At 46.0% G+C, this 23,853-nt stretch carries 20 protein-coding genes; 6 read left to right on the top strand and 14 right to left on the bottom strand.

Going from position 1 to position 23,853, the window contains the following annotated elements; translation table 11 throughout:
- The first annotated feature begins 12 nt into the window (after positions 1–12).
- Positions 13–1,845 (top strand): DNA helicase RecQ, encoded by a 1,833-nt coding sequence (gene recQ / locus KDM92_RS12505; protein ID WP_212684797.1) that lies wholly within the window; start codon positions 13–15, stop codon positions 1,843–1,845.
- 26 nt (positions 1,846–1,871) lie between these two features.
- Here the strand turns inward: recQ and KDM92_RS12500 are convergent, their stop codons facing one another.
- The 4 genes from KDM92_RS12500 to KDM92_RS12485 all read right to left on the bottom strand — a co-directional run bounded on the left by KDM92_RS12500 (position 1,872) and on the right by KDM92_RS12485 (position 5,783).
- The gene (locus KDM92_RS12500; protein ID WP_212684796.1) at positions 1,872–3,338 is read right to left on the bottom strand and encodes a hypothetical protein; all 1,467 of its coding nucleotides are present in this window, start codon (positions 3,336–3,338) and stop codon (positions 1,872–1,874) included.
- Positions 3,335–4,201, bottom strand: coding sequence for an ABC transporter ATP-binding protein (locus KDM92_RS12495; RefSeq protein WP_212684795.1), 867 nt, complete (start codon positions 4,199–4,201; stop codon positions 3,335–3,337). The genes KDM92_RS12500 and KDM92_RS12495 overlap by 4 nt, the downstream gene beginning before the upstream one ends.
- A gap of 46 nt (positions 4,202–4,247) precedes the next feature.
- Positions 4,248–5,198 carry a TraB/GumN family protein gene (locus KDM92_RS12490; protein WP_212684794.1) on the bottom strand — a complete coding sequence of 317 codons (951 nt, stop codon included), beginning with the start codon at positions 5,196–5,198 and terminating at the stop codon, positions 4,248–4,250.
- Between the two features lie 183 nt (positions 5,199–5,381).
- Complete coding sequence (locus tag KDM92_RS12485) at positions 5,382–5,783, bottom strand: GntR family transcriptional regulator (RefSeq protein ID WP_189344579.1); 402 nt, start codon at positions 5,781–5,783, stop codon at positions 5,382–5,384.
- Between the two features lie 325 nt (positions 5,784–6,108).
- On the opposite strand from KDM92_RS12485, the gene KDM92_RS12480 reads away from it, so the two are divergent.
- Together KDM92_RS12480 and KDM92_RS12475 are read left to right on the top strand one after the other, a co-directional pair.
- The gene (locus tag KDM92_RS12480) at positions 6,109–6,372 is read left to right on the top strand and encodes a DUF2164 domain-containing protein (RefSeq protein ID WP_212684793.1); all 264 of its coding nucleotides are present in this window, start codon (positions 6,109–6,111) and stop codon (positions 6,370–6,372) included.
- Between the two features lie 75 nt (positions 6,373–6,447).
- Entirely contained in the window at positions 6,448–7,896 is a 1,449-nt protein-coding gene (locus KDM92_RS12475) for a pyridoxal phosphate-dependent decarboxylase family protein (RefSeq protein ID WP_212684792.1), read from the top strand.
- A 60-nt stretch (positions 7,897–7,956) separates the two neighbouring features.
- Here the strand turns inward: KDM92_RS12475 and KDM92_RS12470 are convergent, their stop codons facing one another.
- The 8 genes from KDM92_RS12470 to KDM92_RS12435 form a co-directional block, all read right to left on the bottom strand.
- Positions 7,957–8,349: a RidA family protein gene (locus KDM92_RS12470; RefSeq protein ID WP_212684791.1), complete on the bottom strand. Its 393-nt coding sequence runs from the start codon at positions 8,347–8,349 to the stop codon at positions 7,957–7,959.
- 39 nt (positions 8,350–8,388) lie between these two features.
- Complete coding sequence (locus KDM92_RS12465) at positions 8,389–8,808, bottom strand: acyl-CoA thioesterase (RefSeq protein WP_212684790.1); 420 nt, start codon at positions 8,806–8,808, stop codon at positions 8,389–8,391.
- Positions 8,805–9,992: an acyl-CoA dehydrogenase family protein gene (locus KDM92_RS12460; protein WP_212684789.1), complete on the bottom strand. Its 1,188-nt coding sequence runs from the start codon at positions 9,990–9,992 to the stop codon at positions 8,805–8,807. The genes KDM92_RS12465 and KDM92_RS12460 overlap by 4 nt, the downstream gene beginning before the upstream one ends.
- 437 nt (positions 9,993–10,429) lie before the next feature.
- Positions 10,430–11,284 (bottom strand): enoyl-CoA hydratase family protein, encoded by an 855-nt coding sequence (locus KDM92_RS12455; protein WP_212684788.1) that lies wholly within the window; start codon positions 11,282–11,284, stop codon positions 10,430–10,432.
- A 15-nt stretch (positions 11,285–11,299) separates the two neighbouring features.
- On the bottom strand, positions 11,300–11,821 hold the full coding sequence (locus tag KDM92_RS12450) for a MarR family winged helix-turn-helix transcriptional regulator (RefSeq protein WP_212684787.1): 522 nt from the start codon (positions 11,819–11,821) through the stop codon (positions 11,300–11,302).
- A complete protein-coding gene (locus KDM92_RS12445; protein ID WP_212684786.1) occupies positions 11,821–12,606 on the bottom strand; it encodes an SDR family NAD(P)-dependent oxidoreductase in 786 nt (261 codons plus the stop codon). The genes KDM92_RS12450 and KDM92_RS12445 overlap by 1 nt, the downstream gene beginning before the upstream one ends.
- Position 12,607: 1 nt before the next feature.
- Positions 12,608–15,001 carry a bifunctional salicylyl-CoA 5-hydroxylase/oxidoreductase gene (locus tag KDM92_RS12440; protein WP_212684785.1) on the bottom strand — a complete coding sequence of 798 codons (2,394 nt, stop codon included), beginning with the start codon at positions 14,999–15,001 and terminating at the stop codon, positions 12,608–12,610.
- A 2-nt stretch (positions 15,002–15,003) separates the two neighbouring features.
- Positions 15,004–16,662, bottom strand: a complete 1,659-nt coding sequence (locus tag KDM92_RS12435; protein WP_212684784.1) for an AMP-binding protein — start codon at positions 16,660–16,662, stop codon at positions 15,004–15,006.
- Positions 16,663–17,289: 627 nt separating this feature from the next.
- Between KDM92_RS12435 and waaA the strand changes: the two genes are divergently transcribed.
- From waaA to KDM92_RS12420, 3 genes are all read left to right on the top strand, one after another.
- The gene (waaA, locus tag KDM92_RS12430) at positions 17,290–18,564 is read left to right on the top strand and encodes a lipid IV(A) 3-deoxy-D-manno-octulosonic acid transferase (RefSeq protein ID WP_212684783.1); all 1,275 of its coding nucleotides are present in this window, start codon (positions 17,290–17,292) and stop codon (positions 18,562–18,564) included.
- A 104-nt stretch (positions 18,565–18,668) separates the two neighbouring features.
- On the top strand, positions 18,669–19,577 hold the full coding sequence (locus KDM92_RS12425) for a DUF2785 domain-containing protein (protein WP_212684782.1): 909 nt from the start codon (positions 18,669–18,671) through the stop codon (positions 19,575–19,577).
- A gap of 97 nt (positions 19,578–19,674) precedes the next feature.
- On the top strand, positions 19,675–21,870 hold the full coding sequence (locus KDM92_RS12420; protein ID WP_212684781.1) for a S9 family peptidase: 2,196 nt from the start codon (positions 19,675–19,677) through the stop codon (positions 21,868–21,870).
- A 176-nt stretch (positions 21,871–22,046) separates the two neighbouring features.
- On the opposite strand, the gene KDM92_RS12415 is transcribed toward KDM92_RS12420, so the two are convergent.
- Together KDM92_RS12415 and truB are read right to left on the bottom strand one after the other, a co-directional pair.
- Positions 22,047–22,583, bottom strand: a complete 537-nt coding sequence (locus KDM92_RS12415) for a DUF924 family protein (RefSeq protein WP_212684780.1) — start codon at positions 22,581–22,583, stop codon at positions 22,047–22,049.
- A 155-nt stretch (positions 22,584–22,738) separates the two neighbouring features.
- Entirely contained in the window at positions 22,739–23,683 is a 945-nt protein-coding gene (truB, locus tag KDM92_RS12410) for a tRNA pseudouridine(55) synthase TruB (RefSeq protein ID WP_212684779.1), read from the bottom strand.
- Positions 23,684–23,853: the final 170 nt, after the last annotated feature.

Raw genomic sequence — 23,853 nt, 5'->3', positions numbered from 1 at the left:
CAGTTCCACTCAATGCAATTGATATCTACGCCAGAACAAGATCAAGCGCTGCATTTATTGCAGACGGTATTTGGTTATCCTGCTTTTCGCTCACAGCAAGGGCAAATTGTCGATCATGTGGTGAAAGGCGGTGATGCGCTCGTACTGATGCCAACCGGTGGCGGCAAATCTTTGTGCTATCAAATTCCAGCCTTAATTCGCCATGGCGTTGGAATTGTTGTGTCACCGTTGATCGCATTGATGCAGGATCAAGTCGATGCGCTTGCGGAAGTCGGGGTGCGCGCAGCTTTTTTGAACTCGACCCAGAGTTTTGACGAGGCACTCAAAATCGAGCGCATGATGCGCGAGGGCGAAATCGATCTTGTGTATATCGCACCAGAACGATTAATGACACAGCGTTGTCTTGAATTACTTAGCGTCACGCCGATCGCCTTATTTGCGATTGATGAAGCACATTGCGTCTCGCAATGGGGACACGATTTCCGTCCAGAATACATCAAACTCTCGGTGCTACATGAACGCTTTCCTGAAGTACCACGAATTGCCTTAACAGCGACTGCCGACCAACAAACTCGCGACGAAATTATCCATCGTTTGCAGTTAGAAAATGCGATGCAATTTGTGTCGTCATTTGATAGACCTAACATACGCTATCAAATCGTCGAAAAAGCCAATGGACGCAAACAACTACTCGACTTTATCAATGCACAACACTCTGGTGATGCTGGCATCGTATATTGTTTGTCGCGTAAAAAAGTTGAAGAAACGGCAGAATTTTTAAACGAAAATGGCATCACCGCACTACCCTATCATGCAGGCATGGAACAATCTGAGCGCGCACGAAATCAAGCTCGATTTTTACGCGAAGATGGCATCGTGATGACCGCCACCATCGCGTTTGGGATGGGGATCGATAAACCGGATGTGCGCTTCGTCGCCCACCTTGATTTACCCAAAAGCATTGAAGGTTATTATCAAGAAACTGGGCGCGCAGGACGCGATGGCGCCAGCGCCAATGCTTGGATGGCCTATGGTCTACAAGATGTGGTTCAACAACGCCGCATGATTGATGAATCAGAGGCAAACGAAACCTTTAAACGCGTGCAAGGGGTCAAGCTCGATGCGATGTTAGGTTTATGTGAAACGCTCAATTGCCGACGCGTGCATATCCTTGACTACTTTGGTCAAAGCTCACAAGCCTGCGGTAATTGCGATACTTGTTTATCGCCACCAAGTTCTTTTGACGGCACCGTCGCCGCACAGAAAATTCTTTCTACTATCTATCGAGTTGATCAACGCTTTGCCGCTGGTCACGTGATTGAAGTATTGCGCGGCATCGACACCGAGCGCGTCAAACAATGGAGGCATGATCAATTATCCACCTACGGCATCGGTTCGGATAAGAGCGAAGCGGAATGGCGCGCAATACTACGCCAAATGATTGCTCTGGGTCTGGTATCGGTTGATTACGAAAACTATAGCGCGCTCAAACTAACTGAACATTCGCGTGCCGTACTTCGCAGCGAAATTACGATTCAATTACGTCAGTATAAGAAAGCCGAAAAAGCCGTCAAACATAAGCGCCAATCGGCCAAAGACTTTTCTGAAGCGAATTTATCAGAAAGTGAACAAGCTATCTTCGAACGATTGCGCTGGTGGCGCGTGGAAACTGCGAAAGCCCACAACACTGCTGCCTTTATTATTTTTCACGACAGTACATTGAGAGAAATCGCCAAAGCCAAACCGCGCTCCATGGAAGATTTGCGCGGTGTCACCGGCGTCGGCGCAAAGAAGCTCGAAAGTTATGGAGCAGAAATTGTGAAGCTGATTGCTGAGTTTTTATAAACCCAGCAATCTATCCGACTACACAACTACACGGCGCGACCAACTGGAAAAACACTCGTCTGCAAATGACCGCGCAGCCGTTTCCACAACACATAAGTCGTGCCGATAAAAATGAGTGGCGCGTATATCCTAATCCAGGCCGAATTCACGATCAGCACGAGGACAACACCGAGTATGAACAGGGCGACACATAACAACAAATTCTTTAATAATGGATGATCATTCGCATTCTTCATTTTCGCAACCGGCGTGGCTAAATTGAGAATCAAGGGAAATAAGCAAGTCACAAACAAAATCAATGCTAGTTGCTTCGTCTCGCTCAAATCGACATACATCAAAATCATCAATGCGGCAAACACACTAATGCCATACATGATGGCAAATTGCCGAAGAAAAAAAGCCACGATAGACCGATCTCGCTGTCTCGCATTCCCCGTACCCGGCGTCAGACTTAGCAATCCCTGTTCCCCACGAGTTTGATATAAGCTGTAAAACAACATCAAACAGAAAAATAGTGGGATAGATAAAATCAATACGCTAACAAAGCCAACCCCAAATCCCATTAAAAAATCTTTTGACTGACGCACTGAAAAAAATTCAAGCAGTGACACCGCCAATACACCACCCAGCGCCATCGAGATCATTTGAAAAAAAATCGTGGTCCAGTGCAATTTCGGTCCAAACAAAAAGCCAAGCAATTTGCTCATATCGGGATTCAACTGCTTTCGTACACGCTGAATGCTAATCGACATCCACCAAAAAAATAGGACGGAGAAACTTAAGGTAAAACGATTATCAGCCATACCTTGCCCCAACAAATTCGCACGATAAGCTAATAGCTTTTTATGACGATCAAACAAGCTATCATTTCGCATCGAGAATACCCAATGCACACCACCGATAATCAGCAAAACCGAAGCGATCAACAGGGTTATCGTGACAGACAAAGCAAACTCTCGTACGATCAAATCCTCCGTATTTTTATAGCCGGCACGCTTAATATAGACTGGTGCTTGAGAAAACAAAATCATGGGAAGTACTAGCCATTGTGATCGCACAATTAAAATCAAAAACATCAAGACCGTCGTTGTGATGAAAGCTGGCCACATTGAGAACTGTTTTTCAAAAAGAAAAGACAGTAGCGCGGCAATCGCCGCAAAGAACATCACAGGCAAAGCCAAGGCAATCTTCAAATAGAAATCCTGCCTAGGTAACAATCCAGCATTCGCAGGCGAAAACTGTAGGCCTACATTTTGCACCAGCGAGACAAACCACATGAAACACAGAATAGCGATATTCGCAGCAATACCAATCAACAAACTATACAGAAAAATATTCGCATCGACTTTATCTGGGCGAGAAACATAAAGAATCGCTGCAATCAATTGCGCTACCGCAGGCACAAACAATAAAGCCATCAGCAAGGTCTTTTTGCTATCAACATTCATCCTCGCATACAAAGGCTGCATCCAAATGTTTAGGATAATTTTCATTTGGTCATCTCGATAAAAAGGTCTTCCAAGCTCAAACGTTCGACCCGCAAATCCGTTCGTGCCAACAACTCGGCTGATTGCGTCGCACTCCACTGTCCCAATAGCCGCGAATGCGTCTCATCAATACGATAAGAACGCAGATTTTTTTGTGGTGACAACTGATTCACTAGGTCCGTGCTACCCGTCACTTGCAAACTGATTTCCATCAAATCATCAAGCTGCTGCTGATGCACGATGCGCCCGTTTGCTAAAAAGGCGACCGTCATTGCGACACGTTCTAGATCAGACAAGATGTGGGTGGAAAATACGATGGTGGTATTTTTATCGATCACACTATCGACGATCTCTCGCAGAAAATCGCGTCGCCCAGCCGGATCGAGGCTCGCTACAGGCTCATCTAAAATTAATAATTCAGGTTCATAAGCCAAGGCACGAATAATCGACAAGCGTTGCTTTTGCCCTCCCGAAAACTGACTGATCACTTTGTCATAAGGCAAATTCCAACGCTGCATCAAGGCGTCCACTTTGGCATCGTTCCAACGCGGATAAAACGCTTTAAAATAATTCAGCATTTGTCGCGGTGTTAGCCATTCAAACAAATCACTATTTTGAGGAACATAGGCAATTTTCGCCTTAGTCGCATCCGACATGTGACGAACGTCTTCACCAAATAGATACACTTCACTCTCGGGTTCCACATTACGCAAGCCTAGCAGACATTCAATCAAAGTCGATTTACCGGCACCATTTCGACCGAGTAATCCAACGATGCTACCTGCTTCAATTTCCCAATCTAAATTTTTCAAAACACGCTGAGGTTTAAATTGCTTACTCAAGCCTTTAATACGAATAGGTGCTTGCATGATGCGTCCTAACTATTTCTATCGCAAAAAAATATCTATTTATCGATTAACGAATTTGCTGTACTTCTAATCCTTGCTTTTTCAGCAGATCGACCACACTTTTTTCACCTGCTAAATGACCAGCGCCGACTACGACGAACAGCTTTTTATCTTCCTTCATCATTTGATTAATTTTGTTGACCATGCCTTCATTGCGATCATCCATCAACATTTTCATCAAACGCTTGGAACCAGGATTTTTATTCGCTGAGTCAACGAATAATTTTGCGACAGCTTCTGTATCCGCAGCCTTCCATGCATCCACAATCTTTTGCAACTCGCTCGCCATTTCACGTTTTTTTATCGAATCAATCAAAGAAGCAATTAAAGCGTCGCTTTCTTCATCTGTTAGATTACTAACGATATCCGCTTGAAATCCCAAACTCTCAAGTTCTACCAATGCTTTTTTATCGGCTTTGGCACGTTTAATGAAGTGCATGTCGATACCTTGCATAGGATCAAAACCCAATTGCATACCGATCTGCATCGCAATCGCAGAACTAATCATGAATGGTTTTAAGGCTTGCATTTGTTCTGCACCAGGGCCAAACACCGCTTTGAAGTCATTCCAAGTTGCTGCACTCAAATGCTTCTCTAACTTATCAGGCGCTGTGTACATCAACTTTGGCATCATCGCTTGGGTAGCAGCAGGATCAGAAGTATCCGCTTCAACCGCGACCGTATCCGCTTGCATATATGCTGCTTCAACCTTAGGTGACATAGGATAGAAATCAGCTTTTGCAATGTGAATAGAGCCAAAAAGATAGGCAGTCTTCGGACCAGATTTAATTTCGAACAGCAATCCGCGAGTTGCTTCAGCGCTTGGTGCCTTGGCTTGCGCTGGCTTGTCGCTCGTTACTTGTGCATGACTTAAGCTAGAGAAGCAAGACAATACGATCAAAATGCAGCTCATTAACACTTTATAAAATACAGCTGACAGTTGTTGGATTACATTCATAAGAACTCCATTCAATGTTTAACTACAAAATTCAAAAACAATTTTTTAAAGTAACTCTTAAAAATAAAATTTAAAAATACTTATTTACAAGCAAAGCATTGCAGCAAACCGAGAAACGGCTTTTGCATTTCCACTCTCTGATTTCTCATATCGAATTTAAAATTTTTAAATGCTTACATTGATTTAAGAACTCATCAGTTCTTTCAACATTTTGATGACTGCGCTCGGTGCCAGTTTTAATTGCTGCGACTCTAAGACTACCCGCTCTAAACTAGGTCGAATTAACTCTAATCGATTCTCTGCTTGATCAAACTCTTCCGCAGGTTCTGCCACCACCATGCCCATTCCGCGACGACGTGTTAACCAACCATCACTTTCTAATAAGCTGTATGCCTTCGATACCGTCATCGGATTAACACCCAATTGACTGGCAACTTCACGCACGGACGGCATCGCATCGCCGGCGCGTATCTGCCCGCCCAATATTTGGCGACGAAGCTGCTCCACCATTTGCCGATAAATGGGCTCGCTACTACCTGTAACGATCTGAAAAATATCGGCCGGCAAATCCCGATCTGCGCTCATAGAAAAATTTTCTAAAAATTTACTGTATGAATATACTAATACAGTGGGATTGTATTTTCAAGATTTATTTTTCTTTATCGTTTTTTTGTCACATTGTTGAGCTTTGCTTTGTAGGTACTTAAGCTTGCTTTACTTTTAAGTCGACACCATCCATCGCCCCCTCCGACCAGCAAAACTTGAAGAATCATACGTACAAATAAGAAGCAACGGCTCTCAATATCTAGATATCTCAATAGCATGTATAAAGATCTGCTCAGTTTAGAACTGAAAAAACCGTCTTCTTCAGCTACACTAAGACATCAGTCACCCTCTCATTGATTTCACCATGGCGATACAACTCAAAACTGAAGTACGTAAACAAGCAACAGAATCATTGCAACGTTATTTTGACCTCAACATGGAAGAACGTTTAGGCAATTTACAAGCGAACGCCTTACTCGATTTCATACTCGAAGAAATTGGACCAAGTATTTATAATCAAGCCGTGAATGATGCACAAAACCATATGCAGACACGCGTGCAAGAATTAGATATTGACGTGCACGCTGAAGAATTCTCTTATTGGTCGCGTCAAAAGAAATCGAAATAAACGATGACCACTAATATAGCGAATATAGAGAATTTAAACTAAGTACCGTATCCAAACATTCCAGCGCATCTAACTATGAAAAACAGTCTCGACTATAGCCAGCAAGAACTGCAAGGCATCTTACAAAAAACCACCGATCTGGTGATGCAGCAATATGCCAATATCGATCGTCAAGACGGGTTTCATGATTATCCACAAGCAGAAGTCGCGTCGTGGTTTGATGAGCCATTGCCGACCGAAGGTTGTAATGCGATTGCACTATTAGATCACGTCAAACAGCGTGTGCTCGATACTGCAACCGGTAATCTAGGGCCGAATATGTATGCCTATGTGATGGCGGGTGGCAATCAGATTTCTAGTATCGCCGACTTTTTAACATCAACGATTAATCAAAACGCGACCAAATGGCATCTTGGGCCTGCCATGACAGAAATAGAAAAACGCGTGATTAAATGGACTGCCGACATGATCAACTATACGCCAGAGGCAGGCGGGGTCATGGTCAGTGGTGGTTCGGCGGCAACATTGACGGGATTGACGGTGGCACGCAACGTGTTTTGTCGCAAATTCAATGTGAACCAGCAAGGCTTGTTTGGCATGAAGCCATTAACAGTCTATTGCAGCACCGAGACTCACAGCAGCACCGACAAAAGTATTTCACTTTTAGGGATAGGTACCAAACAGTTGCGCCGCATTGCAACTGACGAGCAATTCAAAATCGATCTACAACAATTACGCGCACAAATTGAAGCAGACCTTGCCGCTGGCTTTACCCCTTTTTGTATCGTTGGTAACGCAGGCACCGTCAACACCGGTGCGATTGATGATTTAGCCGCACTAGCAGATATCGCAAAGCAATTTGATATGTGGTTTCATGTTGATGGTGCGTATGGCGGGTTGGTCTCATCTTTACCGGAGCTAAAAGCAAAGTATGCGGGGATGGAATTGGCTGATTCGATTGCACTCGATTTTCACAAGTGGTTGTATCAACCATTTGAAATAGGTTGCACCTTGGTACGAAATTGGGATGTGTTAAGAGAATCGTATTTTAAACAAGCGGATTATTTAGACACGGCATTAGAGAGCAAAACTGATCGACTCGAATTTAACGAACATTACTTTCAGCTCTCTCGTAGCGCTAAAGCATTTAAAGTGTGGATGTCGTTGAAAGCCTATGGATTTAAACAAATTCAGGCAATGATGAAAAAAGACTTGGAGCTCACCCGTTACTTAGAAAAGAGAATCACATCTGCACCTGACTTTGAATTAATGTCGCAAAGTGATTTGGCGATTGCTTGTTTCCGCTACACAGGTGAGCAACTCAGCGACGAACAGGTGGTCAATATCAATCAAGCTTTAATTCCAGCTTTAGAAAAAGATGGTCGCGTTTTCATCACTGGCACACGCTTGCGCGGAGAATTTGTGCTGCGAGCCTGTATTATTAATCATCGAAAAACTACCGATTCCATCGACTACCTGCTAGACGTCATCCGTGATGTTGCGCAAAAAATATCGATGGAATAAATAGACACAGCGCATAAGCAGAAACAAAAACCAAAGCGCAGACCACAATACGGCTGCGCTTTAGTCTGGCACTATCGCCGTGACTTCAATTTCTACTCGCGCTCTATCTTCTATTAATCCCGCCACTTGCACCGCCGCCATCGCTGGAAAGTGCTTTCCTATTACCTCGCGATAAGCTGCACCGATTTCTTTATACGCAGCGACATATTCTTTTTTATCAATCACATACCACGTCATACGCACGATATGCTCAGGTTTGGCGCCACCTTCGGCCAAGACTTCGACAATATTTTGTAATGCTTGGCGCGTTTGCCCAGCGATATCGTCACAATGAAATTGCTCCTGTCCATCCCAACCTATCATGCCGCCCACACAAATGGTTCGACCTTTAGCCGCAACGCCATTCGAATAACCGCGAGGTCGAACCCAGCCAGGTGGTTGTAAAAAGTCCATCGTCATTCCTTTCAAAATAAATTCTTTGCGCTAGCGCATTTAAGTCGCCAGATAGTTTTGCATTTGTTCACGTAAGGCGATGGGTAAGGCAATCGCCTTGCGCTCTTGTACCTGCGCCATCACCAATACCAGCCGAGCTGTGAGTCTTAGATCTTGTTCTTGCCCCAGCATACGGATTTCTACGGTGGCTGATGCGCGTCCTAGTTTGATGACGCGTAACTCAGCAATCAATTCATCACCCATCACGCTGGTTTTAACGAAGTCCGTTTCTATATGCACGGTCGGCAATCCTATGCCTTGCACCATATGCATTTCATGAAAACTCATGCCCAGGCCTTGCGCACACCAATCTTCGACTACGCCATTAATCAATTCAAAATAGCGCGGATAAAACACGATGCCGGCCGGATCACAATGCGCAAATCGTATGCTGATCGGTGTGCGAAAAACTAAGCTCATATCTTGGCATCCTTATAGTCTTTCAGCATTTCACGGGCGATGATCAATTGCTGCACTTCGGTCGCGCCTTCGTAAATGCGCAATGCACGAATTTCGCGATACAGTCTTTCGACTGGTACTTCGCTCATCACGCCCATGCCGCCAAACATTTGTACTGCGGCGTCGATCACTTGTTGCGCACCTTCGGTCGCGACCATTTTTGCCATCGCTGCTTCTTTAGTGACGCGCTGTCCGTGATCGCGTTGCCAAGCAGCGCGATACACCAGCAAAGCCGCACTATCAATCGTAGTTGCCATCTGTGCCAACTTGACTTGCGTTAATTGAAAATCTGCCAGCGTTTGTCCAAACATTGGACGACTGGTAGCTCGCTCCATCGCTTCGTCCAAAGCACGGCGCGCAAAGCCTAAAGCGGCAGCGGCAACCGAGGTGCGGAATACATCAAGCGTCGCCATCGCGACTTTAAATCCTTGTCCGCTCTCTCCGATGCGCTGATTGACTGGCACGCGACATTGATTGAATTTCAAACGTGCTAAAGGATGCGGTGCGATCACATCAATACGCTCAGCAATTTCAAATCCTTCGATGTTCGCGTCAACGATGAATGCAGAGATACCGCGTGCGCCAGCCGCTTCGCCTGTACGCGCAAACACCACATAAAAATCGGCGATACCACCGTTAGAGATCCAAGTTTTTTCACCTTCCAATACGTAATAATCACCTTGCGCATCGTGTACCAAAGTAGCGCTACATTGCATGGCGGCGACATCGGAACCCGCGTTCGGTTCGGATAAGGCAAAGGCGGAGATTAATTTGCCTTGTCCGACTTTTTCTAAGTAAGTGGCTTTTTGTTGTTCGCTACCAAATAAGCTAATCGCGCCCGTTCCCAGTCCCTGCATCGCAAACGCAAAATCGGCTAAACCAGAATAGCGTGCTAAGGTTTCACGCAAGATGCAAATCGCACGAGTATCGATCACGTCTTGACTCGCGCCGTAGGCTTTGCCACCGATTGCATGTTTGAGCCAGCCGGCATCGCCTAGTTGTTTGACTAAATCATGACAAGCTTGATCGACATCTTTACCGTGGCTTTGATGCAAATTCTGGCTCGCCCAGTTGTCTAATTTTCTTTGTAATTGGCGGTGTTCTTCGTTGAAGAAGGGCCAACTTAGGTACGAAGTATCTGACATGTGTGTCCTGTTATTTGTTTAAGCGAGCAATGAGTTCACATCATTTACGCGTTCATTCTGTTTCTAGCTTTCATCTCCCTTCTCCCGCAAGCGGGAGAAGGGCCGGGGATGAGGGTGCTTCAGCGAGTCGCAAAGTGCATTCAATTCCAATAATCCATTTTTTAATTCTAAACGCTCAACTTACAAATCTGAACCGCCCTCACCCCAACCCTCTCCCGCTTGCGAGAGAGGGAGTTTAAAACGCGAATATAAAAATCAATTGCAATTTCGTAGGGCGGGTGCAACCCGCGCCGCATATAAATTAGTCTGTCGCGCTCTACGTTCAGGCGTTGCGGCTTGCACCCACCCTACATCTTAAGTTCATCATCAACCTGCGCAGAGAAATTCAATTCCAAGGATTTGCAACGCCGGAATGCGCCCTGCAATTGGATTTATCTTTAATTACCCTCAAACTTTGGCTTCTCTTTTTTAACAAACGCATGATAAGCCCTATGAAAATCATTGGTCATCATGCAAATCGCTTGCGCCTTGGCTTCTGCATCGATGGCTTGATCGACACTCATATCCCATTCTTCATGCAGCGTTTTTTTGGTCATCGCATGCGCAAAAGTAGGGCCATTTGCGAGATTGCTGGCGTAGGCTTGCGCCGCGCTAATCACTTCATCTGACTCGACTAATTGATTAAAAAATCCCCAGCGCTCGCCCTCTTCGCCAGACATGCTGCGTCCGCTGTATAACAAATCAGAAGCGCGGCCTTGTCCAATAATTCGAGGCAAGATTGCACAGGCTCCCATATCGCAACCGGCGAGTCCGACACGTGTGAATAAGAAAGCTGTTTTACTGCGACTAGTAGCGATCCGAATATCCGATGCCATCGCAATGATTGCACCTGCGCCTGCGCAAATCCCATCGACAGCGGCAATAATCGGTTGAGGACAAGCTCGCATAGCTTTAACTAAATCGCCCGTCATTTGAGTGAAGCGGAGTAAGCCAGGCATGTCGAGTTGCGTGAGTGGGCCTATGATTTCATGCACATCGCCACCCGAACAAAAATTCTCACCTGCACCTGTCATCACGATGGCTTTGATATCGTCGGCATAGCACATCGCACGAAACAGATCGCGTAACTCGGCATAAGAATCAAAGGTCAAAGGATTCTTACGCTCGGGTCGATTCAGCGTAATCGTTGCGACTTTATCTTTGACTTGATAGGCAAAATGTGTGGCTTGATAATTCGCTAGTGATAAATGATTGCCAGGTAGGTCACTGGTTTTTCCTGTTAGGTAATTCATAGTAATTTTATTCTCTCATTCATGCTCATTCTGTTTGCCAGCATTAAAACTCGCGCTCAAGTCTGATTTCACGCTCGATAGCAAACCAATCATTTGGCTTTTTTGCTCCGCATCTAATCCAGAAAATAGCTCAGCAACCCAACTTTCGTGCACGCTGGCCATGGTCTTAAACGCCTTACGTCCAGCTGGCGTGAGTTTCACGCTGTAGGCGCGTCGGTCTTGTTTATCCGTCACACGCATCACCAAACCTTCTTGCTCTAACTGATCAGTAATTCCCGTAATATTGCCACCGGTGACCATCATGCGTTTGGACAACTCGCCCATACGCAAACCATCGGGATGACGTTCTAACTGTGCCATCAAATCAAAGCGCGGTAAGGTGATATCAAATTCGGCACGCAAGCGATTGCGAATTTCATTTTCTATCATGACTGTGGTCGATAACATCCGCAGCCATAATTTTAAAGATTGATGATGATCTTGGGTTAAGCGGGTTTCCAGATCGATCGTGTCGTTTGCGATTTCGTGCTGACGCATCACATCACCTCACCACCAGCGATTGCAATCGATTGACCATTTTGCGATGCGCTCGCTGGCGAACACAGCCATAACACAGCATCGGCGACTTCTTCGGGTTGAATCAAGCGTTGTTGTGGATTAGCCGCTGCGAGTTCGGCGCGCGCTTGTTCTTCGCTGCGTCCGGTCTTCGCCATGATATTAGCTATCGCATCGCGCACAATGTCTGTTTCGGTATAGCCCGGGCACACCGCGTTCACCGTCACACCTTTTTGCGCCACTTCTAAAGCGAGGGATTTGGTTAAACCGATTACGCCATGTTTAGCAGCGGCATAGGCTGCGACATACGCATAAGCTTTCAGCCCTGCCGTACTCGCCACATTCACGATACGTCCCCAAGATTGCGCCAGCATCGCGGGCAAGACTTGTTGTGTACACAGAAAAGTGCCAGTCAAATTAACTGCCAACATCTGCTGCCATTGCGCTTCGCTGGTTTTTAAAAATGCAGCGGAACTTGCTTGCCCCGCATTATTGATCAAGATATCGACCGTACCAAAGCGCTCGACAGCCTGCGCAAAACCCGCGCTGACAGACGCGCTGTCACTGACATCCATCACAACGGTTTGGATCACGCCAGCATCGTTTAATTGCTGCTGCGCGGTGTATAGATTTGCTTCTGTACGTCCGGTGATCGTGACTTTCACACCTTGCGCTAAGAGTGCCTGCGCAATCGCGTAACCTATGCCGGTCGCACCGCCAGTCACGACAGCGTGTTTTCCAACCAATGCTGGATGAAAGAAGTTCATATCAACCTTCCAATAATTTTTCTGCAATTTCTTGTGGGCTCATGCCACGACTTGCCGCTGCCACTTGGCGCTCGCGTTCGAGATTACGCTCCAATTGCAATTTGCCAGCGATGTATTGTTGCGGCCAACTAATGTCGGTAAAACCGAGCTTGGCTGCTTCATGCAAAGTCCACGCAGGATCAGCTAAGTGCGGTCTGGCAATAGCACACAGATCGGCACGCCCTGCGGCGATAATGCTATTCACGTGATCGGCTTCAAAAATCGCACCCACCGCAATCGTTGCAATCTGCGCTTCATTGCGGATACGATCTGAGAACGGTGTTTGAAACATACGGCCATACACGGGCTTTTCTTGTTTACTGACTTGACCTGACGAGCAATCGATCATGTCAGCACCCGCCTGTTTGAACAGCTTAGCGATTACCACAGCATCATCTGGCGTAATGCCGCCCTCCACCCAATCGTGGGCGGAAATACGCACGGACATCGGCTTATGCGCTGGCCAAACGGCGCGCATAGCTGCGAATACTTCTAAAGGATATCGGCAACGATTTTCCAAACTACCACCGTATTCATCACTGCGCTGATTGGATAATGGAGAAATGAAACTCGACAGAAAATAACCGTGCGCACAATGCAATTCCAACCAATCAAAACCCGCTTGATTGGCGGCATTGGTCGCTGCGACGAATTCATTCAACACTTGCCTCATTTGCGCTATCGTCGCAGCTTGGGCGACTTGCGACACCGCAGGCAAATATTGTTGTTCCGACGCCGAGATCAAGGGCCAATTACCAGCATCTAAAGGCTGATCGATACCATCCCAAGCGCGTTTGGTAGAACCTTTGGCACCTGCATGTCCGAGTTGCACAGCGATCTTGGCATCACTATTGGCGTGTACAAAATCAACGATGCGTTTCCATGCTTGCGTATGTTCTGGTGTATATAAACCGGGGCAAGCGGGTGTAATTCTGCCTTCTGCCGAGACGCAGGTCATTTCGGCGAATACCAGACCAGCGCCACCCATCGCACGGCTGCCGAGATGCACTAAATGATAATCGCCAGCGATGCCATCGACTGCTGAATATTGCGCCATCGGTGACACCACGATACGATTTTTTAAGACCACATCGCGCACTTTAAATGGTGTGAACATCGGTGGAATCGTTTGCTTGGTTTTAGGCATGTCAATGCCAGCTTTGGCAAAGGCTTGCTCGGCAATCCAAGCCTCAAAACTACACACATAATTTGCATCGCGCAGACGCAAATTCTCGTGTGATAAACGCTGACTGCGCGTCAACATCGAATAGGCAAATTGCGGTGCTTGCATTGCGGTGTATCGCTGCACGTTTTCAAACCACTCCATCGAATTACGCGCTGCACTTTGTATCTTCAACACTTCAATCGCACGTAGGTCTTGATACGCGTCCATCACCGCTTGCATGCCCTTGTCGCCATGTTGCGCGAAACAATTGGCAAGCTCTATCGCGTCTTCCAGTGCCAGCTTGGTTCCCGAGCCGATAGAAAAATGCGCGGTATGTGCCGCGTCACCCATCAAGACTACCGGAACATTTTTGTCGTTAATCTGATTCTGATGCACCCAGCGCTGACAAATAATGCGCGGAAATTTGATCCAACTCGCTGAGCCCCGCAAATGGCTGGCATTGCTCATCAAGGCATTGCCATCCAAATACTTGGCGAATAGCTTTTCGCAAAATGCGATCGCTTGCGCCTGATCCATTTGATCGAGACCCGCTTTCAACCACACCTCTTCCGGTGTTTCAACGATGAAGGTCGCGGTGTCACCATCGTATTGATAGGCGTGTGCTTGAAACCAGCCATGTTCGGTTTCCTCAAATGCAAAGGTGAAGGCGGAGAATAATTTTTTGGTACCTAGCCAAACAAAACGGCATTTTCGCGTATCAATATCGGGCTGATACGTCGATTCATAACGCGTACGAATTCGACTATTTAAACCATCGCTGGCAATCACCAGATCAGCATCATAGGTTTTCGCTAGAGCTTGATCATCTTGTACATCGGTTTCAAAGACCAATTCCACACCTAACTGTTCGCAGCGCTCTTGCAGAATATTCAGTAAGCGTTTGCGACCAATACCGCAAAAACCATGTCCGCCCGATGTGACGACTTGGCCTTTGAAATGCACGTCAATGTCATCCCAATGATTAAAAGCTTGCAGTATGGTCTTGGCAGTGGGTTCATCTGCTTTCACCAAATTACCTAAAGTCTGATCCGAAAACACCACGCCCCAACCAAAAGTATCGTAAGGACGATTACGTTCTACCACCACGATACGATGTGCGGGATTTTGCTTCTTCATCAGCAAAGCAAAGTACAAACCAGCGGGACCGCCGCCTATGCAAAGTATGTTCATGATTATTTTGGCGTATTCGTTTTTAATTTAAAGCGCTGCACTTTACCGGTCTCCGTGCGCGGCAAAGCGTCTTTGAATTCTATACAGCGAGGATATTTATACGGCGCGACATTGGCTTTAACGAATTGCTGAATCTCGCTAACCAAGGCCTCACTCGCCAAAGGATCACTGACCTTAATGGCGTCACGCAAGACCACAAAGGCTTTGACGATTTGTCCGCGCTCTTCATCAGGCAAACCCACCACCGCACATTCGGCGACAGCGGGATGTTTTAAAATGATTTCTTCGACTTCGGGACCTGCAACGTTGTAACCTGCGGTGATAATCATGTCGTCGGTACGCGCGCGGTAATGGAAATAGCCTTCGGCATCCATTTCATAGGCGTCACCGGTCAAATTCCATCCGTTCAATACGTAATTCTTCTGTCTGTCATCTGCCAGATAGCGGCAACCAGTTGGGCCTTTAACCGCGAGTCGGCCAGTGACGCCAACCGGTGCAGGATTGCCCTGTTCATCCAGCACACAAGCTCGATAACCAGGCACGGCTTTGCCCGTCGCACCCGAGCGCGCCTCCTCACCTGCTGCGGAAATAAAGATATGCAACATCTCGGTAGCGCCTATACCGTCTATCATGATGAGCCCCGTCGCAGCTTGCCAAGCTTCACGAGTGGCGGCTGGCAAAGTCTCTCCCGCTGACACCGTTTTTTGCAGCGACTTTAAAGAGAAATTCGGTACCATAGGTAGCATTTGACGATAGAAAGTAGGTGCCGTAAAACAGACTGTCGCTTGATATTCGTCGATAGATTTGAGCAGCGTTTCTGGCGTGAGTTTTTCTAATAACACCGCTGTCGCGCCAATCCGTAAAGGGAACAACAATAAGCCGCCTAGACCAAAAGTAAATGCTAATGGTGGTGTGCCAATAAACGTATCGCTAGGCTGCGATTGCAAGATCGAACGAGGAAAGCAATCACAAATCGCCAACACATCGCGATGGAAATGCATGGTGCCTTTAGGCATCCCTGTTGTGCCTGAGGTAAAGCTAATCAGACAAACGTCTTCAGCATGCGTATCGACGGCAGTAAAGCTCGTTGGTTTAACCTGCATTAATTGATCGACAGAATCCACCTCCTCAGAATTAAAAAATTTTATCTGCTGCAAGACCGGGCTTAATTTCTGCGCTGAGTCTAATTCTTCATGCAAAGCAGACGAACACAAAGCAGCAGAAATTTGCGCTTTATCGATAATCACACTCAACTCTTTCGCACGCAGCAAAGGCATGGTCGGTACTGCGACACAACCGACTTTCCACACCGCCAAAATGCAGGCGGCCATCATAGGATTATTTGCACCACGCAATAACACGCGATTGCCTGGTACTAGTCCCATCTCATCTACGATGACGTGGGCAATTTGATTAACTTTGACGCACAGCTCGGCATAGGTCCACGTCACACTAGCGCTAGCACTGGAACTTCGAATTGCGACTTTGTCGGCAAATCCTTGAGCGACGATATCTTCTAAAAAAGCATTCGCGCAATTCAAACGTTCTGGATACTGCAACTCAGGTAAATCGAATATAAGTTCTGGCCACTGATCTGGCGGTGGCAGATGCTGAACGGCGAAGGCGTCGACATGCGCAGATTGAAAGAAGTGCTTGGACATCAGTCGGTCTCCATACGGTAGTTCGCGCATTTCTCTATTTTTATGCTTTTCTTAGGAAGATCGCAGAGACAATGCATAGCTGAATAATTACTTTAAACCTAAACTATTTAAAGGTAAAGTAAAATGACTGAATTCAAATTTTTATGCCGCGAATCACGTCATTGAGCCGAGCAAGTGGGCTAGACCTGAGTCTAGGCATTAAACAAATTATAAGGATGATTCGTCCGTAAAGAGGATACTTGCGGCACTTCCACCGAATCCAACCGCATTAACTCATATTCGACGTATTTTTGTTGGCGTCTTCATGGCAACTTACTTAATATCCTTGGACTCTATAATGCCGTTAGTGAGAATAATAGAATCAAGCTACAGACCGAAGCTGTGAAGATTAGCATCTAGCCACCAGATAAGGAATAAGTCCGCTAAAGCGACTATCAATTTATTATTCGCTATCAACTTTCAAACTATTTAGTGATTTGATATTTAATAAACCTATCAAGCCTAGCCTTAGAAGACTACAATTTTCAGAAATTAGCAGCCAACATACTTGGAGTTTTCAGGTATATTCAGCACCTATTTAACTAATCATTCAGCAGACGCATAAAAAGCGCTGCATTTCCTGCCTTAATGCGATTTTTATACTCCCTTGCCTGGTCTCTTGCACTTCCCTTCGTGATTCTGCGTTTATGGCTACGCGGCAAACAAGAACCCGGCTACCGCCAACATATCAGCGAGCGCCTTGGTTGGTATCAAGCGATCGATACACGAAAATTTATTTGGGTTCACGCGGTTTCTGCTGGCGAAACACGTGCTGCCGAACCAATTATTCGAGCACTATTACAAGCCTATCCGCAACATCATATTTTGCTGACCCACATGACACCAATTGGTCGCAGCACCGGCCAAAGTTTGTTTGTTAACGTCGCTGATCGTGTCACGCAAGCTTTTATTCCTTACGATATCAATTGGATGATACGGCGATTTCTTCGTCACTTTAAGCCGACAATTTGTGTATTGATTGAGACCGAAGTCTGGCCGAATTTAATCGCGCAGTGTAAAGCGGCAAATATCCCTGTCACTCTGGTGAATGCTCGTTTATCGGATCGATCACTAAAAAAAGCATTGCGCTTATCTCACTTAATCTTACCTGCCGCGCAAGCAATCGATTATGTCGCTGCGCAGTCGGGCCCCGATGCCGAGCGTTTACGTGCTTTGGGTGTGCGTGAGTTATGTGTCACTGGCAATATGAAATTTGATGTCACGCCACCACCATTAATGGCAGAACGCGGTGCGAAATTACGTGCTTATTTTGGACAACGACCAGTCTTTATTTGCGCCAGCACGCGTGAAGGCGAAGAAGCTTTGATTGTCGATGCATTTATGCGTCTGCAACTGCCACGCGCTTTGTTAATCATTACACCCCGCCACCCACAACGCTTTGAACAAGTTGCCTCACTATTGAGTCAGCAGCAATTGCGTTTCGTGCGCCGCTCTACGCTAGATTTAAACCAAGAAGAATTACCTATTCCACCTGACACCCAAGTATTCTTAGGCGACAGCATGGGAGAAATGTATATGTATTACGCGGCTAGTGATCTGGCGTTTGTCGGTGGTAGCTTGGTTCCACTAGGAGGCCATAATTTGATTGAGGCTTTTGCCATGAGCCGCCCTGTCATCACCGGACCGCATACATTTAATTTTTCTGAAATTACGGAACAAGCAATCGATGCTGATTGCGCCCAACGTGCGAGCGATGCAGATAACGTGATGCAAAGAGCACAAGCGTTGCTCGACGACAGTGCCAAACGTCAAGCGATGGGCACGCAAGCTCACGCATTCTTCTTACAACATCAAGGGGCAACGGATCGAACCATGCGAGCTATTGAAAAATTCATCGCTTAGTCTGGCGTGAATTTATCGATCAGGTGCGAATGTCGACTATGAATGTCGGCTCTGAATATCGGCAACAGCACATGCGGCATCAATTTATACCGAGGAGAGAAAAAATGCGAATGGTCTATCAAATTATCACCAAAAAATTTCTGCTTTGCCTCGCCTTCTTACTTAGCGCCAATAGCTTCGCTGCCTGCCCGCCCAATGGCATATCTCTTAGCACATTAGAACATCTAAAAGCTGCAAAATGGCAAATCGACGCAGCGACTCAACGCCAACAAACTGCCTTAGCACTACTCGCTTGCCTCAGCGATCCTCATCCACAACTTCGTGATGAAATTGCGTTTGAAGCTTTGTCGTTTTGGATGCGCAGCGAACTTCTCTCGCTTGAAACGGTGCATCAAATTCGCGAACAGCTGCTCAAGCGCATAGTTGACAAAAGCGTCGTTGACGAGGATGGTTTCGCTAAACCTTTTGCGGCCTTGACTCTTGCCGAAGTGGCGCGAGTTGACCGACGCAAAGCGTTTATGTCTGAGGCACAAAGACAAGAAATGATTGAGATCGCCGCCTTGTATCTCAGCCAAATTACTGATTTTCGTGGCTTTGATGAGAAAAGTGGCTGGCGTCATGGTGTCGCGCATGCAGCCGACTGGATGATGCAACTTTCATTGAATCCAGCACTCAATAAAGCGCAACATGAAACAATGCTCGCCGCACTCGCACAGCAAATTCGCAACGAGCAACACTTTTATCAATACGGCGAAGCAGAACGCTTGATGACGCCGGTATTTTATTTGGCGCTACGCTCTACGCTCAGCAACAGCGAATGGGATGCATGGTTTACTAGTCTGTTGGCAACCAAGCTCGACTTAAAAAAAACTAGCCAAGCAAGCCTTGCGCGCAAGCACAATCTGACTACTTTTCTGTCCGCTTTGTATATAAATCTGCAGGAAAGTAAGCAAGCGGCCTTACAAGAAAAAATGCTTCCCATCGTCATTCGTTCTATGAAAAAATTGAACTAAGTCAGCTAAATTCAGTCTTAAAACGTCGACTTGTTGACCTTAAAAATATTATTTTGTTTTATCCAACTATCAAGAAAAATCATTTGGAGGATCATCCATGAAACGCACTATTCCCTTGAGCGCGATTGCACTGTCCATAGCAGCAAGCTTTGCTGCTAATGGCGCAGCATATGCGGGCGACGGCAAGCTCACATTAGAAATGTTGTATCACCCTGAACAACGCGTCAATTTTAATGCTGCACCACTTACTCGTTTGTCTTGGGATAATCAAAATCGTTTGATCGAATCCAAAGTAAATAAAGGCGTTGCTGAATTATTCGTGGTTAACCCAAGCACTTGGGAAAAAACCGCCTTACCTGCCGACGGCAATGTACTGAGCATTTTAAAAGCAGCTAAAATTGATGAGAAAGAAGTCAATAAGTTAGCCGATCAACTGAGTGCCAGAATTAAACCAGAAACCAAGAGCTACATTTTTACGCACAAGAATGACATCTGGTTGCTAGACCTGAATGCAAGCAAAGCACGTGCACTGACCAACACACCCGATGTCAAAGAGGACGAAGCCTTATTGTCACCGGATGCAAAAACGGTTGCCTACTTAAAAGGCAATGACATGTACGCAACCGATGTCGCGACAGCCAAAGAAACTAGATTAACAACGGGCGGTAGCGAAACCGTATTTAATGGTCGTTTAGATTGGGTGTATCAAGAAGAAGTCTACGGCCGCGGTGACTTCCGCGCATTCCGCTGGGCTCCTGACTCAAAAAAATTGGCATTTTTGAGTTTTGATGAAACCAAAGTACCGGTCTACACTTTGAGTGGCGATCATGCGCAACCAGTTAAAACCGATCGTACTCGCTATCCAAAAGCAGGCGACTTTAATCCTATCGCCAAACTTGGTGTGGTTGATTTAAAAGGTAAAATCAGTTGGACACAAGATCCCTATCCTGGCAAAGAAACGCTAATCGTCCAAGTCGATTGGACACCAGATGGTAAGTTAATGGCGGCATGGCAAGACCGCGTGCAGACTTGGTTAGACTTGCGTATTTATGACGCCAAACTCAATAGCAAAGTCGTCGTTAAAGAAACGAGTCCAGCTTGGACAGAACGCCTACCACTGCCACACTTCTTAAAAGATGGTAGTTTCATCTGGCAATCGGATCGCACTGGTCATCGTCACTTATATCACTACGACAAAAACTTCCAATTAGTCAAAGCTTTAACCCAAGGCGATTGGGATGTACGTGCAGTACATGGCGTCGATGAAGCAAAATCACGTGTCTTATTTGCTGCAAACGAACGCAATCCAATCGGCAATGATGCCTACAGCGTCAATCTCGATGGCAGCAATTTTAAGCGTCTTACCGAAGAAAAAGGTTCGCACATGGTGCGTTGGAATAAAACCTTTACCCACTTCGTCGATAGCTGGAGCAGCATGGCGCAAACGCCTAAGCAATCCTTATTCACTGACGCAGGGGTACTGGTAAAACTCGTTGACGATGCAGGTGTTCCAGCAAAAATCAAAGACTTGCAATTGGCAACAGTGAAGCATCAGCAAATCAAATCCCGCAATGGATTCATGATGGAGAGCTTACTGTTCTTGCCACCAAATTTTGATGCCAGCAAAAAATATCCAGTTTATCAGCACTTATATGCGGGACCAATGGCACCGCAAGTGCGTGATCAATGGAGTGCAAACTTGTACTATCACTTCTTAGCACAACAAGGCTATGTGGTATGGGTCATGGATAATCAAAGCGCCAGCAATAAAGGCGTATCCAGTGCTTGGCCTATTCATAAAAAACTCGGTCAATTGGAGCTACAAGATCAATTAGATGGCTTGGAATGGTTACGCCAACAAGGCTTTGCCGACATGGATAGAATCGCCCTCAATGGCTGGAGCTATGGCGGTTACTTCACCTCTTATGCGATGACACACAGCAAAGCATGGAAAGTCGGCTTCGTCGGTGCGCCAGTAACCGATTGGCGTTTGTACGACAGTATTTATACCGAGCGCTACATGGGACTGCCACAAGAAAATACTGAAGGCTACGATAAAGGCTCTGCATTAAAAGCAGCAAAAGACCTCAGCGGCAAAATCATGATCATGCACGGTACCATGGACGACAATGTTCACCCACAAAATACGGTCATGCTGATCGATGCACTAGCCAAAGCGAATAAAGACTACAGCTTGCAATTGTATCCAGGCCAAGGTCATGGCGTAGCAGATCCATGGCAAAACTGGTCTATGCAAAAAGCAAAGTGGAAATTCTTGCAGGATAATTTGTAAGCACTTTTTGGTCTGACTCAAGCCGAGTTTTCGTCAAAGTTTAGACCTTAAACATTTGTAAAAAAAGCGACTGCAATAAAATGCAGTCGCTTTTTTTACTTTTAGATTTGATGTTCGCTACTAAATCAGTAAGTACAGAATGAAATAAGGATACGAATCAAGGAAATTTCTCATGGTTAAAAACTCGATCCCTCTTCCTTTAGAAATGCGATTTCCTCATCACTAGATGCACGACCAAGTATAGCGTTTCGATGCGGATAGCGACCGAAACGATCAACGATTGCTTTATGCCGTAATTCAAACTGATAATTTCCTGGTGGCGCGTGATCGCGATACAGGTGTTCAGCCCAAACGTGAATCAGTTTCGACTCGCTATGCATAAATGGTAAGTAAAGAAAAGTACGCTCTATTTCTGTCAATGCTTTATCTACCCCGAGCAACACAGCCTCCTGAGCAAGTGCAAGAGCCATGCTATCTTGAGTAAAAGCTAATGGCGTATTTCTATAAACATTGCGCGAGAACTGATCAAGAATAATGATTTCTGCTAAGCGCCCGTGCGGCACATTTCGCCAAGCATATAACTCGTCAGCAGCAGCTTGATGCATCAATGGCAAAAATCGTTGTGCGATCAGTTGATCAAATTGTGAGTCAACAGTCCACCACTGTTTCGGGTTAACTTCCTCAAACCAGAATTGAATAATTTGTTGATACATCGCCGTCGCCATTTGCGTTAACGGAAGAAAACTTAACCTTACCATTGAAATTCGACAAATCGTTCAAACTAACTATTACCACTTTTGAGAGGCTCAGCAGCAGTTAACTCAATCAAAAATTAGTGAGCAAATTGCAGAGCGGATAGATGATCGAATTAATGCGCGGTAGAAATCAAACGCTCAGGTGCTAACACGGAAAATTCCTGTAGCTGTGCCGATCCTAGTAACTGCCGCGCTGAACTGTCATTGTCGATACGGTAGACCCGAACACGCCCTACTTGTGACGGATGTGTCACGCCCTCTTTTGCCAATGAGATACGCTGTCCTTGCAAAAAACGGCGCGATAATTCTTCGCTTAAGACAACTTCAGGAAAGCTCGACAGTAAAGCATCCACTGGCGCTAGCAAAGAATAACGTTGCTCCTCGCTCATCTCGATCAACTGATCCAAGGTCACTGTATTTTCCAAGCGAAGATGACCAACCTGAGTACGGCGTAATGCATTTAAATGCGCACCACAGCCTAGCGCTTTACCAATATCTTCACCTAATACACGGATGTAAGTGCCTTTACTGCAGCACACGTTCAATGTCAGAAATGGCGCTTCATACTTCACAAATTCAAGTGAATGAATTGTAACTGGACGCGCCTCACGCTCCAAGGTGACACCTTCGCGTGCATATTCGTAAAGTGGCTTACCTTCGCGCTTGAGCGCCGAATACATCGGTGGCACTTGCAAGATATCGCCTTTGAATTGCTCCAAGACAGCTCGAATTTGTGCTTCTGATACATTCACTTCACAAGTTTGAACTAGCTCACCTTCAGTATCGCCGGTGTTGCTTATCACGCCAAGATGTACCACAGTTCGATAGGTCTTATCGGCATCTAATAAGTCTGCGGAAAACTTGGTAGCCTCACCAAAACACAGCGGCAATAAACCGGTGGCAAATGGATCTAAGGTACCGGTATGACCTGCTTTAATCGCATTGAGTAATCGCTTTGCCTTAATTAAAGCGTCGTTACTCGACCAGCCCACGGGTTTATCCAATAGCAGTACGCCATTGATATTCAAACGTGTTTTTTTCTTAATGACTTGATTCATTACACTGGTCGCCAACTATAAATTCAAAATAAAAATACGAAAGAGAGAAACATGGCGAACTAGAACAATCTCGCCTGTTTGCGATGGAATCGCGGTGAAGAACAAAAACCAACAACAGTCGCGTATTCGAAGCAAACGACAGATCTCTATTTATGCAAATTTCTTGCTTG

This window comes from Affinundibacterium baiyunense (genome assembly GCF_018139645.1).
Taxonomy (GTDB): domain Bacteria; phylum Pseudomonadota; class Gammaproteobacteria; order Burkholderiales; family Burkholderiaceae_D; genus Undibacterium; species Undibacterium baiyunense.
This window is presented reverse-complemented; position numbering and strand designations above follow the sequence as displayed.